Source organism: Flavobacterium sp. KY-23415 (assembly GCF_055384985.1).
This window is the reverse complement of the sequence record NZ_AP044001.1, coordinates 2,057,039-2,072,025: the sequence shown is the minus strand read 5'-3', so window position 1 is coordinate 2,072,025 and position 14,987 is coordinate 2,057,039. Positions and strand designations below refer to the sequence as shown.

General features: G+C 31.2%; 11 protein-coding genes and 2 tRNA genes. 4 read left to right on the top strand and 9 right to left on the bottom strand.

Features of this window, described 5'->3' with window-relative positions; translation table 11 throughout:
* Positions 1–13: 13 nt before the first annotated feature.
* On the bottom strand, positions 14–1,252 hold the full coding sequence (gene nusA, locus ACZ49Z_RS09140) for a transcription termination factor NusA (RefSeq protein ID WP_464307862.1): 1,239 nt from the start codon (positions 1,250–1,252) through the stop codon (positions 14–16).
* A gap of 13 nt (positions 1,253–1,265) precedes the next feature.
* Positions 1,266–1,733, bottom strand: a complete 468-nt coding sequence (gene rimP, locus ACZ49Z_RS09135) for a ribosome assembly cofactor RimP (RefSeq protein ID WP_464308059.1) — start codon at positions 1,731–1,733, stop codon at positions 1,266–1,268.
* Between the two features lie 163 nt (positions 1,734–1,896).
* Between rimP and ACZ49Z_RS09130 the strand changes: the two genes are divergently transcribed.
* On the top strand, positions 1,897–2,721 hold the full coding sequence (locus tag ACZ49Z_RS09130) for a universal stress protein (protein ID WP_464307861.1): 825 nt from the start codon (positions 1,897–1,899) through the stop codon (positions 2,719–2,721).
* A gap of 58 nt (positions 2,722–2,779) precedes the next feature.
* On the opposite strand, the gene ACZ49Z_RS09125 is transcribed toward ACZ49Z_RS09130, so the two are convergent.
* Both ACZ49Z_RS09125 and ACZ49Z_RS09120 read right to left on the bottom strand, forming a co-directional pair.
* A tRNA-Gln gene (locus ACZ49Z_RS09125) sits at positions 2,780–2,850 on the bottom strand.
* Between the two features lie 171 nt (positions 2,851–3,021).
* Positions 3,022–3,092 (bottom strand) — tRNA-Gln (locus ACZ49Z_RS09120).
* A gap of 149 nt (positions 3,093–3,241) precedes the next feature.
* Between ACZ49Z_RS09120 and ACZ49Z_RS09115 the strand changes: the two genes are divergently transcribed.
* Positions 3,242–6,451 (top strand): glycosyltransferase family 117 protein, encoded by a 3,210-nt coding sequence (locus tag ACZ49Z_RS09115; protein ID WP_464307860.1) that lies wholly within the window; start codon positions 3,242–3,244, stop codon positions 6,449–6,451.
* A 73-nt stretch (positions 6,452–6,524) separates the two neighbouring features.
* Positions 6,525–7,166, top strand: coding sequence for a polysaccharide deacetylase family protein (locus ACZ49Z_RS09110; protein ID WP_464307859.1), 642 nt, complete (start codon positions 6,525–6,527; stop codon positions 7,164–7,166).
* Here ACZ49Z_RS09110 and ACZ49Z_RS09105 read toward each other — a convergent pair.
* From ACZ49Z_RS09105 to ACZ49Z_RS09095, 3 genes are all read right to left on the bottom strand, one after another.
* Complete coding sequence (locus ACZ49Z_RS09105; protein WP_464307858.1) at positions 7,163–7,459, bottom strand: thioredoxin family protein; 297 nt, start codon at positions 7,457–7,459, stop codon at positions 7,163–7,165. The genes ACZ49Z_RS09110 and ACZ49Z_RS09105 overlap by 4 nt on opposite strands.
* Positions 7,460–7,532: 73 nt before the next feature.
* Positions 7,533–8,768 carry a metallophosphoesterase gene (locus tag ACZ49Z_RS09100; protein WP_464307857.1) on the bottom strand — a complete coding sequence of 412 codons (1,236 nt, stop codon included), beginning with the start codon at positions 8,766–8,768 and terminating at the stop codon, positions 7,533–7,535.
* Positions 8,769–8,902: 134 nt separating this feature from the next.
* Positions 8,903–10,366: a hypothetical protein gene (locus ACZ49Z_RS09095; protein ID WP_464307856.1), complete on the bottom strand. Its 1,464-nt coding sequence runs from the start codon at positions 10,364–10,366 to the stop codon at positions 8,903–8,905.
* A 205-nt stretch (positions 10,367–10,571) separates the two neighbouring features.
* Here ACZ49Z_RS09095 and polA point away from each other — a divergent pair, with 205 nt between their 5' ends.
* Positions 10,572–13,394, top strand: coding sequence for a DNA polymerase I (gene polA / locus ACZ49Z_RS09090; protein WP_464307855.1), 2,823 nt, complete (start codon positions 10,572–10,574; stop codon positions 13,392–13,394).
* A 114-nt stretch (positions 13,395–13,508) separates the two neighbouring features.
* Here polA and ACZ49Z_RS09085 read toward each other — a convergent pair whose 3' ends face one another.
* Together ACZ49Z_RS09085 and ACZ49Z_RS09080 are read right to left on the bottom strand one after the other, a co-directional pair.
* The gene (locus ACZ49Z_RS09085; protein WP_464307854.1) at positions 13,509–14,006 is read right to left on the bottom strand and encodes a hypothetical protein; all 498 of its coding nucleotides are present in this window, start codon (positions 14,004–14,006) and stop codon (positions 13,509–13,511) included.
* Between the two features lie 376 nt (positions 14,007–14,382).
* Positions 14,383–14,880: a hypothetical protein gene (locus tag ACZ49Z_RS09080; RefSeq protein ID WP_464307853.1), complete on the bottom strand. Its 498-nt coding sequence runs from the start codon at positions 14,878–14,880 to the stop codon at positions 14,383–14,385.
* Between the last annotated feature and the right edge of the window lie 107 nt (positions 14,881–14,987).

Here is a 14,987-nt window from a genome sequence, read left to right as displayed (position 1 = left end):
TTTAAAAAAAAAATTAGTCTTCTAATTCTTCTTTCAAAATACGAACAACGTCTAATATTGTTTCCTCCTCTAAATCAGTCCTTCTCACTAAATCTTCAACATCCTGATCTAGTACACTTCTTGCGGTATCTAAACCAATTTTTTCAAACTCTTCGATAATCCAAGCTTCAATTTCGTCTGAAAACTCTCTTAATTCAACATCATCAACTTCAACAACCCCTTCTCTTATAACATCTAATTCATATCCAGTTAACAAACTTGCTAATTTAATATTATAACCACTCCTACCAATTGCTTTAGAAACTTCTTCAATTTTCAGAAACACTTCAGCTTTTTTGTTTTCTTCGTCAATTTTAACCGACGATACTTTTGCAGGACTTAAAGCTCTTGTTATGTATAATTGAACATTATTAGTATAATTGATAACATCAATATTCTCATTTCCTAATTCTCGAACAATCCCATGAATTCTTGATCCTTTCATACCCACACAAGCACCAACTGGATCTATCCTATCATCATAAGAATCGACAGCAACTTTCGCTTTTTCTCCTGGGATCCTCACTACTTTTTTAACATTAATTAAACCATCAAAAACCTCAGGTATTTCTTGTTCAAAAAGCTTCTCCAAAAATTCTGGAGCAGTTCTTGACATAATAATTTGAGGCTTATTCCCTTTTAATTCAACATTTTCAATAATTCCTCTGACATTATCTCCTTTTTTGAAATAATCACTAGGAATTTGTTTTTCCTTTGGCAACACAATTTCATTCCCTTCATCATCCATCAAAACCACCATTCTTGGTCTAACATGATGCACTTCTGCAGTATAAATATCACCTATTAAATCTTTAAATTGTTTATAAAGATTCGTATTATCGTGTTCATGAATTTTAGAAATCAAATTTTGACGCAACGCTAAAATAGCTCTTCTACCTAATTGAAATAATTTCACTTCTTCCGAAACATCTTCTCCAACTTCAAAATCTGGTTCTATTTTTCTGGCCTCTGACAATGAAATTTCAGAATTCTCATCTTCTACCTCTCCATCCTCAACAACAGTCCTATTTCTCCAAATTTCCATATCTCCTTTATCAGGATTTATAATGATATCAAAATTATCGTCTGAACCGTATTTTTTCTTCAATGCATTTCTAAACACATCTTCTAAAATTGCCATTAAGGTAACTCTATCAATGAGTTTATCGTCTTTAAATTCTGAAAACGATTCAATTAACGCAATATTCTCCATGTCAACTCTTTATTTAAAATAATACTACTACTATCGCTTCTTTTATATCAGAATAAGGCAAATTTACAGATTTTTCTACTGTTTCTTTCCCTTTTCCTATTTTTTTTGGCTCTCTCGCTTTCCATTCCAAACTTATCCCTAATTCATCAGCTAAAACAAGCTCTCCTTCTATTACTTCTGATGTAATTGTTTTAACCTTTAACTTCCTTCCAATATTCTTTTTATATTGACGAACTAACTTTAATGGCGATGATAATCCTGCCGAAGCAACTTCTAATGAAAAATCATTCTCTTCTCTATCAAGATTCTGCTCAACAAATCTACTTATATCAACACAATCTTGCAAACACACCCCATTATCTCCATCTAAAATAACATTAATTTTGTTAGCCTCATCTATTTTCAAATCAATTAAAAATAAATGATTATGCTCCAATATAGCTACATCTAACAACTTTTCTACTTTCTCTTTAAATGTCATATTTTTATAAAAAGAGGCACGCGTTGCGTGCCTCATTATTTAAATCCGAACTAAATAATCGATGCAAATATACATAATATTTTTAAATTAAAAAAAAATGTGTATTTCTTAATATAATTTAGTAACTTTATGATATATAACTTCTAACCCAAAACAAAATATTATGAAGAAAATTTTAGTTCCAACCGATTTTTCAAAACATGCCGAATACGCACTAAAAGTAGCAGCACAAATAGCAAAGAAAGACGGTAGCGAAATAATCCTTATTCACATGTTGGAATTACCAACAACAGGAAGTGACGCCATAACAACTTCTCACGAAATCCCCGAATTAATGTTGTTTAAAAATGCTGCAATAGCAAAATTAGACAGTATAATGAACGCTCCTTACCTTAACGGCATTAAAACTTCTAAAATTATCCAATTCGAACTTGCCTTTGAAGGAATAATGAGCAGTGGAAAAAGCCAGAATGCAGATTTAATTGTAATGGGATCTCATGGAGCGAGTGGCTTCCAAGAAATGTTCATTGGATCCAATACTGAAAAAGTTGTTAGAAACTCTGAAGTTCCGGTTTTGGTAATCAAAAGAGAAGAAGAAAATTTTAATGGAGAAAAATTTGTTTTCGCTTCTGATTTTTCTGATGAGATAAAAAAACCTTTTGAAAAAGTAGTAGATTTTGCAAACAAATTTAATTCACACCTTTATCTTGTTAACATAAACACTCCAAACAATTTCAAATCAACAAGCGTTGCTCAAAAAATAATGGATAAGTTTACTGCCGAATTTAAAATAAACAATTTCTCAACACATATATACAATGACATAAACGTTGAAAAAGGAATTTTACATTTTGCAAAAAGCATTGATGCAGATTTAATAGGAATGAGCACACATGGAAGAAAAGGACTAGCTCATTTTTTTAACGGAAGCATCAGCGAAGACCTCGTTAATCACGCAAAAAGACCTGTTGTTACTTTCAAGATATAAAGAACAAATTAGTATAAAAAAAACTCTCAAAGTAATTTTGAGAGTTTTTTTATACTTGTTGTCCCACAAGGACTCGAACCTTGAATGACGGTACCAAAAACCGGAGTGTTACCATTACACCATGGGACATATTTCTTAAATGCGAGTGCAAATTTAAAACATTTTTTTAACTGAAAAAGAATCTCTTCATTTTTTTTCAATAAAAAACAAAAAAACAAAATCTCAAAACCATAAACAACTGTCAATCAAACAAGAATAAACAAAAAAAGCTTCTCAAAAATAGAGAAGCTTTTTTTCTAGTTGTCCCACAAGGACTCGAACCTTGAATGACGGTACCAAAAACCGGAGTGTTACCATTACACCATGGGACATATTTCCTTAATGCGAGTGCAAATTTAAAACATTTTTTTTAGCTCGCAAGTTTTTCTAAAAAAAATATTAAAATTATTTTTTATCTGTTACTAATTGCAAAAAAGTAGTTTCTTTGTAAGACAAATAGAAAAATGACAAAATAGTAAATATGAAAGCATTTAATTTCAAAAAATGGAATACCATTATAGGCTGGATCGTTTTTTCAGTAGCCTTAATAACTTATTCATTAACCGTTGAACCTACAATGAGCTTTTGGGATTGTGGAGAATATATTGCTACATCTGCCAATCTTGAAGTAGGACACCCTCCAGGTGCCCCTTTATATCAAATGTTAGGTGCTTTTTTTGCTATGTTCGCAACTAGTGCGAACAAAATAGCCTTAATGGTTAACATGATGTCGGTTTTTTCAAGCGCTTTCACTATCCTTTTCATGTTTTGGTCATTAACACTTCTAATGAAACGCATCATCGGAAATTCTGAAAAAGACATTTTTCACAACCAAATAATGGTTTTAGGAAGTGCTGCAATTGCTTCATTAGCCTTCACATTTTCAGACAGCTTTTGGTTTAATGCTGTTGAAGCAGAAGTTTACGCCATGGCTTCACTTCTAATTGCCTTACTTTTTTGGTTAGGATTGCGATGGGAACAAGATTTAAACACTCCAAAAGGAAATAAATGGTTATTAATAATTTCATTAGTTATAGGATTGTCTTTTGGCGTCCACTTCATGGCTTTATTAGCTTTCCCTGCTATATGTTTTTTGTATTTTTTTAAAAAATATGAAAACATCACTATTAAAAGCTTTATAATTGCAAATGTGGTTATTGTTGCCATTTTATTATTCATCTTTAAGCTACTACTTCCATACTCTCTTGCTTTTTTTGGTAAAACTGAAATATTTTTAGTAAATACTTTTGGACTTCCATTTAACTCTGGTACTATTTTAGCCTTTTTAATTTTAATTACAGGTTTTTACTTCGGCCTACAATATACTAAGAAGAAAGGTCATGTTTTTTACAACACCATTATCCTTTCTGTATTATTTATTCTAATTGGTTTTTCTTCATGGTTGATGCTACCTATTAGAGCAAATGCCAATCCTCCAATTAATGAAAACAAACCTTCAGATGCGGCAGAAGTTTTAGCATACTACAACAGAGAACAATACGGAGAACAGCATTTGTTTTTTGGCCCTCAATTTTCTGAAGCCTATTCAGGATTAGATGAAAACAATCCCTATACTGATGGAAAACCAAACTACGAAAGAGATTACAACAGTGGTAAATATGTAATTACAAATAATTACAAAAACGCAAATCAAAACACAGACGACAACCACAAAGCTTTGTTACCTAGAATGTGGAGCACCGATCATAGTGAAAATTACATGCAACTAACCGAACCTCTTGATTTTAGAATTAAACCTGAATTAGCTGACGAACCTGAACTTATTAATATCGTTTCTAACTTCAGAACAGCTTTTAGTTCTGGAAGACTGGATTTAGATGATTATAACAAATTTTTAAAAGCTTATGGCGACTACTTGATTGTTGACAAACCAACTTTCGGAAACAACATTAAATTTATGTTTGAATATCAATTTGGTTACATGTACTGGAGGTATTTAATGTGGAATTTCACTGGTCGCCAAAATGACAATCAAGGAAAATATGACATTTTAGATGGAAACTGGATAAGTGGTATTAAATTTATTGATGAAATTAGATTAGGTAGTCAAGAGAATTTAACTACCGATATGAAAAACAACAAAGGAAGAAATACTTACTTTTTCTTGCCTTTTATTTTAGCAGTAATTGGAATGATTTTTCACGCTAAGAAAGACATTAAAAGTTTTTATGTATTACTTGTTCTTTTTCTATTTACTGGTTTAGCATTAAAAATATATCTTAACGAAAGACCCTTTGAACCAAGAGAAAGAGATTATGCTCTTGTTGGCTCTTTCTATGCTTTTGCAATGTGGATTGCCTTTGGTGTCTATTCGCTATATGAAGGAGCGAAAAAATACCTAAAACCAAAAGTATCTATACCGGCAATTCTTGTCCTAACACTTTTAGCTGCCCCAATATTAATGGCAAATCAAAACTGGGACGATCATAGCAGAGCAAATAAATATACCGCATTAGCAAATGCTAAGGCTTATCTTGACTCCTGTGAAAAAAATGCAATTTTGTTCACCATTGGAGACAATGACACTTTCCCTCTTTGGTATGCACAAGAAATTGAAGGCTACAGAACCGATATTAGGATTGTAAATACAAGTCTATTTATGACTGATTGGTATATTGACCAAATGAGACGTAAAGCGTATGAATCTGACCCTATTCCTATTTCTATGTCAAGAGACTTATACAAAGGAAGCAATAGAGATTATAGCTTCTTTGAAGAAAGAACAAAAGATTCTATCACTCTTGATGAATTAATCCGATTCTTGTCATTAGAAGACGAAAGAGCAAAAATGACACTACGTAGCGGGCAATCTGTAAATTATTTCCCAACAAATAAAATAGTTATACCTATTGATAAAGAAAACATTATCAAAAACAAAGTAGTTTCACCTAAATATTATGATTCTATTGTTCCTACTATTGAATTTACAATTAAAGGGAACGCACTTTACAAAAATAGATTAATGATGCTTGACATTATCAACACTAATAACTGGAAAAGACCTATCTATTTCACTGGAGGAAGTTTTGGTGAAGACGATTATTTATGGATGAAAGACTATCTTGAATTGGATGGAATGTGCTTTAAATTAATCCCTGTAAAAAGTAAAAATGGTAAAGGCGGACCAAATCCTCAAGAAATGGGATTAATTGATTCTGACAAAATGTATGATATTGTGACAAAATGGGATTGGGGTAATAGTGGCAACCCTACTATTTATCATGACCCAGAAACTCGTAAAAACAGTATTACATATAGAACGAATCTTTCAAGACTAATGGAAACATTAATTAATGAAGGTAAAAATGACAAAGCAGAAAAAATCATTGAGTTAGCGATGACAAAAATGCCAATTGATGAATTTGGTTTCTATACCTTTATTGAACCTTTTGCAGAAGGATATTATGAATTAGGTAAAAATAACAAAGCAAGAAACATCCTTAACCAATTAAGCAAAAAATGCAACGAGGAGCTACTCTATTTCTTAAAGCTACACCCTAGCGAACAAAACAGTCTTAATAGAGAAATCTACACCGCATTAGTTCGTTATAGACGTTTAATTGATATTGCTGAAAGAGCTAATGATAATGCGTTTTTTAATACCGAAAAAGAAAAATTCAATAATTTCAATAAAATATTTCCTCAATATGGAATAGATATGATAAAATAATAAAACAAGAATAATCAAGCACAAAATGTGGCAATTTCAATTGTCACATTTTTTATTTTTATATTTTTACTAAATGAAATTTTTCTGGACAAAGACTCCTTTTTTAATACAAAAGTTATTTTCTAATTACTTTTGGACAATTCCAAATACTGAAAATGGAATATACTTAACATTCGATGACGGACCAATTCCAGATGTTACAGAATGGGTTTTAGACATCCTTAAGAAAGAAACAATAAAGGCCACTTTTTTTTGCATTGGAGACAATATTAGAAAACACCCTCATATTTTCAAACGAATTCTAGATGAAGGTCATACCGTAGGAAACCACACTTTTAATCATTTAAATGGATGGAAAACGAATAATACAAAATATTTTGACAATATTGAATTATTCGAAAATGAGCATCTTAAAAACACTAAAACCAAATCAAAGCTTTTCAGACCTCCCTATGGTAAAATAAAACCAAGCCAAGCTAACATTTTAAGAAAAAAAGGATATAAAATAATAATGTGGGATATTATTAGCTATGATTTTAATGAAAAAATAAAAAAAGAAGAATGCCTAGAAAATATAATAAAGAAATGCACATCAGGAAGTATAATTGTTTTTCACGACAGTTTAAAAGCTGAAAAAAATCTTAAATTTGTACTACCTAGAGTTATACAAATTTTAAAGAAAAAAGGTTATGCTTTTAAACCAATAAAAAACTAAGCTTGCTCTTTCACTAAAGAAATTAAGGTATTGGCATCCATTTCTCCACTTTGCCTCCAAATCATTTGTCCATTCTTATAAATCATTAAAGTAGGCAATCCTTTAACCCTAAGTGCTTCGGCTAATTCTCTGTTTTTATCCACATCAATTTTAATCACTCTGGCTTTATCTCCAAGTGCAGCAGCAACATCACGAATAACTTCGTTCATTGCCACAGAAGGCTCGTTCCATTCAGTAAAAAAATCTATCAATACTGGTACTTGAGCATCAATAAGTTCTCCAAATTTTGACATACTATTGAGTTTTTTTTATAAAAAAACATTCTCTATAAAGAAATTTATATACAAATTTAGCATTTTTGGGGAATTATGCTACATTTTCTCCTTTTTTTAGTTCTATGACTGTAATTTCAGGCATAATTCCCACTCTTCCAGGGTAGGCATGAAAACCAAAACCTCTATTTATATAAATATACCTCCCTAAATTCTCATACAACCCCGCCCATTGCTTATATACATATTGCACTGGACTCCATTTAATCCAACCAGGTATTTCTATTCCAAATTGCAAACCATGTGTATGTCCTGAAAGTGTTAAATGATAATGATTACTATCATGTTGCACCTCAGCATCCCAATGACTTGGATCATGACTCATGAGTATCTTGAAATCTTCTCTTTTTACTCCTTTAGAAGCTATTGCTAAATCACCAGCCTTTTTAAAATGTTTTCCCCAGTTTTCAACCCCTATCAATATTAATTCACCCTCACCTTTTCTTAATCTTACATTTTGATTTAACAGCAATTTAAATCCAATTTTCTCGTGTATTCCTTTAATTGCTTCAAAGTTAGCCTGCTTTTCTTCCTTAGAATTCCATTTAAAATACTCTCCATAATCGTGATTTCCCAACACAGAATACTTTCCTAAACCATTGCTTTCTATACGTTTAAAACTATCTATCCAAGGATCCATTTCTTTTGCATGTGTGTTCACAATATCGCCTGTAAACAATACTAATTCCGATTTTTGCTCATTTATTAAATCAATAGCATATTCAATTTTTTCAGGATTATCAAAACTACCACTATGTATATCTGAAATATGCGTGATTCTTGTTCCATCGAAATCACTCGGTAGATCTGGAAAAAACAAAGTTTGCTTAATTACTTTATAATTATATTTCCCAATTGTCATTCCATACAACAACGAAGAAAAAGGAATTGCTGCCAAACCTAACGCTACTTGACTAACAAATTTTCTTCTTTCAGGCAAAAGAGAATCACCCTCACTATTCCCATTTGAAAAATATGCGATCGCACCAGAAAAAAAACGAAAAACATCTTCTCCAAAAAGCAAAACTGTTATAACAATTTTTGGCAACACAGTAATCAACAGCAACCCAATTGTAAACAATGATTCTTTATTTTGTCCGTCACCTCTGTTGTGCGAAAAGATAAAAAACAATACATATGCAATTATCAATAACGATAGCAATAAGTAAGCCCCGATTATCCATTTCGATTTAACAATGGTTTTCACAGCTTGATAAGAATAAAATTCTATTAACAGAATAATACAAAAAAGTATTAACCAACGAAACATGCTATATTTTTTCGACAAATAAACAAATAATAATTAAAAGCAATATAGTAATTATTAAAACTTTAACGCCTTAAACACGAAAGACCAATAAAATAAAGCGTAATAGGTATTATTTTATATGTGATTTTAAAAATCTAGTTCATAATTAGATTCATTGATACAGTTAAAATATTTCCTGAACCGCTAAATCTTTGTGCAAAAACCTCGATATAATCATTGGGTGACAATTCCACAATAGTCTGAATTGGAACCGCTAAAATATCTGTTGTTGAATTGGAATTAACATATACTTTGGATTGATTGATTACTGTACCATTTTTAGCTACAAAGAAGATATAAATAGTATTTGTAGCAGATGCTTGAAAAGAAGCTGCCCCACTCACTCTAAAAAATCTTTTCTTATTTCCTAGATATTGAATCCTATTATCTACACCTCCTCGGGACGCTCTGTATAAATTATTTGAAGTAGTTGTTCCCGATAATTTAACTGGAGTTCCCGAAAGTGTTGTGAGCGCACCAAATCCAACAGCATAATCATAATTAATATCACCCACAGCATAACTATCTCCCTCAAAAGGGATACCTGAACAATTAACATCCCATTTATTATTAAAATTAAACCCTGTATAAGAACCAACAGTGTATCTTTTTACAAAAAAACCTGTAGTTGGAGCTCCTGTAAAATTAACTCCATCTACCGTACCATCTACTGTGATTGTAGGATTAGAAGACACATCCATACCAATACTTGCGCCTACTACTTCTGTAAAACCTCCTTGTTTCTGCAAAGAAGAAAATGTTCCTTCAAACTTTTCATAAGTCCCACTATTGTTTCCAAACCAACCTTGATTATTTAAAAGTAGCTTTGAAATATCCCTATAAATAATACCATTAGTATTACCCACAAATTGAATAATACTTGCAAAAACCAACCCAAAATCCTGTAATACACCAACATTTGCAGAGCTTGCAATAATCAAATCTCTAAAAATTAGATTCTGAGTCCCACCTCCGTTTATATTAAAAACATTTCCACTGGAAGCTACTAAAGTAATTACTTTAATTGCTCCTCCTGTTGTTCCTGTAAATAAATCGCCTGTAGTTTTAATTAATTTATCTTCTCCAGAATCTAATCCAACAAGGTAGGCATTATTCAGTTCTATAGGAAAATCAACCATCACTGCCCCATTAATCTCGTAGTAAGTTTGAGTATCTAACAAATATTTAGACCCTCCTCCAGCAGCCAATTCTGAGGCTAAAACAGTAGCTAATACATCTGTAGACTTAATTCTTTTAAACTTTGATCTTCCTTGCGCTATATTAACCCAAGAAGTTGAGAGCAAATCATAATAACTGTATCCTTTTAAATCTGTATCATAAACCATCAAACCATTCGCAGGAGAAACAATGGCTAACTTTTGTGCGGTTGTCATTCTTGGAGCCAACATTCCTTTTGTTGTAGAAGACATCTCTAATATAGCACTAGCATCTGGTGTGGTTGTATTAATTCCAACTTGACCATTAATACTTTGAACAAAGAAAACTATAATGAACACCCAATGTGGTGCATTCAAAATAAGAGCGTATTTTTTTTTCATAATCTGGGGCTTTTTAACTAATATAATCAAATTTACAAAAAAAACAAAGTATATATTCAAAAATAATATTAAATAATAATACAAAATAAAATATTTTAACACAATTAAAATCTTAAACAGGAGTTTAAAATATTTTTTTTCATAATAGACAGAGTAAAACCTGAGAAGAATTGTATTTTTACATCTTAAATTTAAAAAACATCTCATGTCTCAAAAACGATTATTTCTATTAGATGCTTATGCTTTAATATTTAGAGGTTATTATGCATTTATCAAAAACCCTAGAATTAACTCAAAAGGAATGAATACATCTGCCATTATGGGTTTTATGAATTCTTTAATGGATGTAATTAAACGAGAGAAACCAGACCATTTAGCGGTTGCTTTTGACAAAGGAGGAAGTACTTTCCGATTAGAAATGTTTGAAGAATACAAAGCGAACAGAGACGAAACTCCTGAGGCAATAAAAATTGCCGTTCCCTATATTCAGGAACTTCTAAAAGCAATGCATATCCCTATTATAGAAGAAGCTGGTTTTGAAGCAGATGATTTAATCGGAACACTTGCAAAACAAGCAGAAAAAGAAGGCTATCAAGTATTTATGGTAACTCCAGATAAAGATTTTGCACAATTAGTTTCGGAAAATATTTTCATGTATCGTCCTGCTCGAATGGGTAATGATATTGAGATTTGGGGAATTCCAGAAGTACAAGCTAAATTTGAAGTAGAAACTCCTTCACAAGTTATTGACTTTTTAGGTATGATGGGAGATGCTGTAGATAATATTCCTGGACTACCAGGTGTTGGTGAAAAAACGGCTAAGAAATTTTTAGCTCAATATGGCACCTTAGAAAACCTGTTGGCACACACACACGAACTAAAAGGAAAAATGAAAGAAAATATTGAAGCTAATAAAGAGAAAGGATTACTTTCTAAAAAATTAGCAACAATTCTTTTAGACTGTCCAGTCACTTTTAATGAAAAAGATTTCGAACTTTCTCAACCAGATATAGAAAAGACCGATGAAATATTTATGGAATTAGAGTTTCGCCAAATGAAGGCACAATTCGATAAAATATTTAGTAATTCTAACACTACCGAGGATTCCACGGCTAATCTTGCAAAGAAAACACCTCCAAAAGATGAAAATCAATTTGATTTATTTGGATTTAATGATAGTGAAAGTACCGAAACCGTTTCAAGCTCTTACTATGCTACATTAGAAAACACAGAACATTTCTATCAAATTATTCAAGGAGATTTAGCTACAAAATTATTACTTCAAAATTTAGAAAAACAATCGTCTGTATGTTTTGACACAGAAACTACCGGTCTAGATGCTCTTAATGCCGAATTAGTTGGCATAGCTTTCTCTTGGGAAAAAGGTAAAGGGTTTTATGTTCCATTTCCAGAAAACCAAGAAGAAGCATTTCTGTTAGCACAAAAATTTATTCCATTTTTCGAGAATGAGACTATTGAAAAAATTGGTCAAAATCTAAAATACGATCTAAAAATTTTGGGAAATTATGGCATTCAAGTGAAAGGGAATTTTTTTGACACAATGATTGCACACTATCTCATTAATCCAGATATGCGTCACAATATGGATATTTTAAGTGAAACTTACTTAAAATATTCACCAAAACCAATTGAAACATTAATTGGAAAAAAAGGGAAAAATCAAAAATCGATGCGAGACATCAGTATTGAAGATGTGAAAGAATATGCTGTTGAAGATGCCGATATCACTTTACAACTGAAAGAACATTTTTCCCCAATACTTGAGAAAGTTGGAACAAAAAAATTGTTTGATGAAATTGAAATTCCTTTAGTAAAAGTACTTGCTTCCATGGAAAGTGAAGGAATACAATTAGATGTTGATTTTTTAAAATCAATGTCAACAGAAATGCAAAGTGAAATTAACTCATTTGAACAAAAAATATATGAAATTGCAGGTGAAACTTTTAATTTAGCATCGCCAAAGCAACTGGGAGACATCTTATTTGAAAAACTCAAAATTGGTGGCCCAAAACAGAAAAAAACCAAAACTGGACAATATGCAACGGGTGAAGAAATATTAAGCTATTTAGCGAAAGATAATGAAATTGTTCGTCATATATTAGAGTGGAGACAATTAGTGAAGCTTCAAAATACCTATATAGATGCACTTCCGAATCAAGTGGACCCAAAAACAAAGCGTGTTCATACAGATTATATGCAAACTGTCGCTGCAACAGGAAGGTTAAGCTCAAACAACCCTAATCTTCAAAATATTCCTATACGCACAGAGCGCGGAAGGCAAATTCGAAAAGCATTTATCGCAAGAGATGAAAATTACACCCTCTTAGCAGCCGATTACTCTCAAATAGAATTGCGTATTATTGCTGCTTTGTCTGGAGAAACAACAATGATAGACGCGTTCAAAAATGGAGAAGATATTCATAAAAGTACTGCCTCAAAAGTTTTCAATGTTCCTTTAGAAGAAGTAACCAAAGAACAAAGAAGCAATGCAAAAACTGTAAACTTCGGAATTATATATGGTGTTTCTGCATTTGGACTGAGTAATCAAACAGATTTATCAAGAAGCGAAAGTGCCGATTTGATTGATGCCTATTACAAGACCTATCCTAAATTAAAATCTTACATTCAAGAACAAATTGATTTTGCAAGAGAAAATGGTTATGTTCAGACAGTACTTGGCAGAAGACGCTATTTAAAAGATATTAATTCTGCAAATGCAGTTGTTAGAAGTGCAGCAGAAAGAAATGCTGTTAATGCACCAATTCAAGGAAGTGCTGCTGATATTATTAAAATTGCGATGATTAACATTCACAATCGTTTGAACAATGAAAATTGGCAATCAAAAATGCTTTTACAAGTACATGATGAGCTTGTCTTTGATGTTCACAACAGCGAATTAGATAAAATAAAAATAATGATTAAACAAGAAATGGAAAATGCATTTCAGTTAGAAGTGCCGCTTATTGTAGATCTAGGCACTGGTAAAAATTGGCTAGAAGCTCACTAAATTTTAGAATTTTAACAAACATAAAAAAACTTAAACACAATTAGTGTTTAAGTTTTCCTTGGTTAATGCAATAAATTAATCTCAAAAACTGTCTATTTAATTCATCTCATAAAATTAAATAGCATATACTATAAACATAAATTCCAAATCAACATCAACTTTCCCTACATTTCCATTGTCACTATCTCCAATATTTATATTAAATCCTGAAACATTTTGATTGTAATAACTTATACCCGGATCATCATAACTCGCATTTCCATTACAATTTCCTCCACAATCTTTTATTGACAACATTACAATGTAATTTGAATCTGACATTGCTGAACTAAAATTGACTCTGTAGTGCCCTCTATCTAATCTTGAAACTGTAGCCCCTGTAGCTTTATAAATTGTCCCATTAGGGTGAACTTTTCCGGCCGCCATAACTTTAAATGGAACACTTGCAAGGTTACCCATTTCATCAGAAACCATGGTCCCTCCATTTAAACTTCTAATTCTAACATCCCCATTAACATCTAACGTTGTAGAAGGTGATGTAGTATTTATACCAACTTGCCCAAAACCCATTAATGAATAAAAAAACAACACAAAAAATACGCCTTTCTTCATAAATATTTGTTTTTAAATTAATTACCAATCTATTTTCTTCTAAATAATTTCAAAAATTAAATTTAAAACTCACAATAAAAGAACGTGTCTCTATTAATTAGTCAGTTTAACCGAAAACCTTGATTCAAAGTTATAACATGCTCGCTTTTTTCATCTAAACAAGAATTTTTAAAATCTTATAATCGATGAAAAGCTGTAAAAAATCGACAAAATGCAGTTTTTTTAATATAATGAAGAGTAATAAAAAATAAAATTAACAGTAATTATATTTTTTATGTAATAAAATAAAAAAACTTAAACACATTTGTGTTTAAGTTTTTAGTTTGGTTAATACAATAAATTTATCTAAAACTGTTGTTCGCTATTCTTATTCTAATTAGATAGCATAAACAACAAACATAAATTCTAAATCAACATCTGTTTTTACACTTGTCCCATTATCACTATCTCCAATATTCACGTAAAATCCAGTATTTGTTTGGTTATAATAAGTAATCCCTGGATCGTCATAATTATTATTACCATCACAATTTCCCCCACAATCTTTAATTGATAACATAATAATATAATGACTATCTGGCACAGATGAAGAAAAAGAGACTTTATAATCTCCTCTATCAACTCTAGTTATTGTAGCACCTGTAATTTTTATTGGAGATCCATTAGGATGAATTTTTCCAGCCGCTATTATTTTGAATGGTGCAGCTGATAAATTACCACTATTATCTGAGACTAAAGTCCCTCCTCCAAGCGTTCTTACCCTTAAACTTCCATTAACATCCAAATCTGCTGTTGGAGATGTTGTATTTACACCCACTTGACTGAATGCCAAAGAAATACTAAAAAAAACAACTTTTAAAAAGAAAAATCTCATATCTAATAATTTTGGCGGCAAATATAATTAACATTTACTATATGTTTTCTATTAAAAATGTTAAAATTTGTTTTTTTACAACTTTTACAAAACTTTATACTCCTTTA

Excerpts from the sequence above, each read along its gene's own strand:
- ACZ49Z_RS09095 (WP_464307856.1), bottom strand. The coding sequence starts at position 10,366 with ATGAAAAAAAAATACGCTCTTATTTTGAATGCACCACATTGGGTGTTC.
- ACZ49Z_RS09130 (WP_464307861.1), top strand. The coding sequence starts at position 1,897 with ATGAAGAAAATTTTAGTTCCAACCGATTTTTCAAAACATGCCGAATAC.
- ACZ49Z_RS09105 (WP_464307858.1), bottom strand. The coding sequence starts at position 7,459 with ATGTCAAAATTTGGAGAACTTATTGATGCTCAAGTACCAGTATTGATA.
- ACZ49Z_RS09115 (WP_464307860.1), top strand. The coding sequence starts at position 3,242 with ATGAAAGCATTTAATTTCAAAAAATGGAATACCATTATAGGCTGGATC.
- rimP (WP_464308059.1), bottom strand. The coding sequence starts at position 1,733 with ATGACATTTAAAGAGAAAGTAGAAAAGTTGTTAGATGTAGCTATATTG.
- ACZ49Z_RS09080 (WP_464307853.1), bottom strand. The coding sequence starts at position 14,880 with ATGAGATTTTTCTTTTTAAAAGTTGTTTTTTTTAGTATTTCTTTGGCA.
- polA (WP_464307855.1), top strand. The coding sequence starts at position 10,572 with ATGTCTCAAAAACGATTATTTCTATTAGATGCTTATGCTTTAATATTT.
- ACZ49Z_RS09110 (WP_464307859.1), top strand. The coding sequence starts at position 6,525 with ATGAAATTTTTCTGGACAAAGACTCCTTTTTTAATACAAAAGTTATTT.
- ACZ49Z_RS09085 (WP_464307854.1), bottom strand. The coding sequence starts at position 14,006 with ATGAAGAAAGGCGTATTTTTTGTGTTGTTTTTTTATTCATTAATGGGT.
- nusA (WP_464307862.1), bottom strand. The coding sequence starts at position 1,252 with ATGGAGAATATTGCGTTAATTGAATCGTTTTCAGAATTTAAAGACGAT.
- ACZ49Z_RS09100 (WP_464307857.1), bottom strand. The coding sequence starts at position 8,768 with ATGTTTCGTTGGTTAATACTTTTTTGTATTATTCTGTTAATAGAATTT.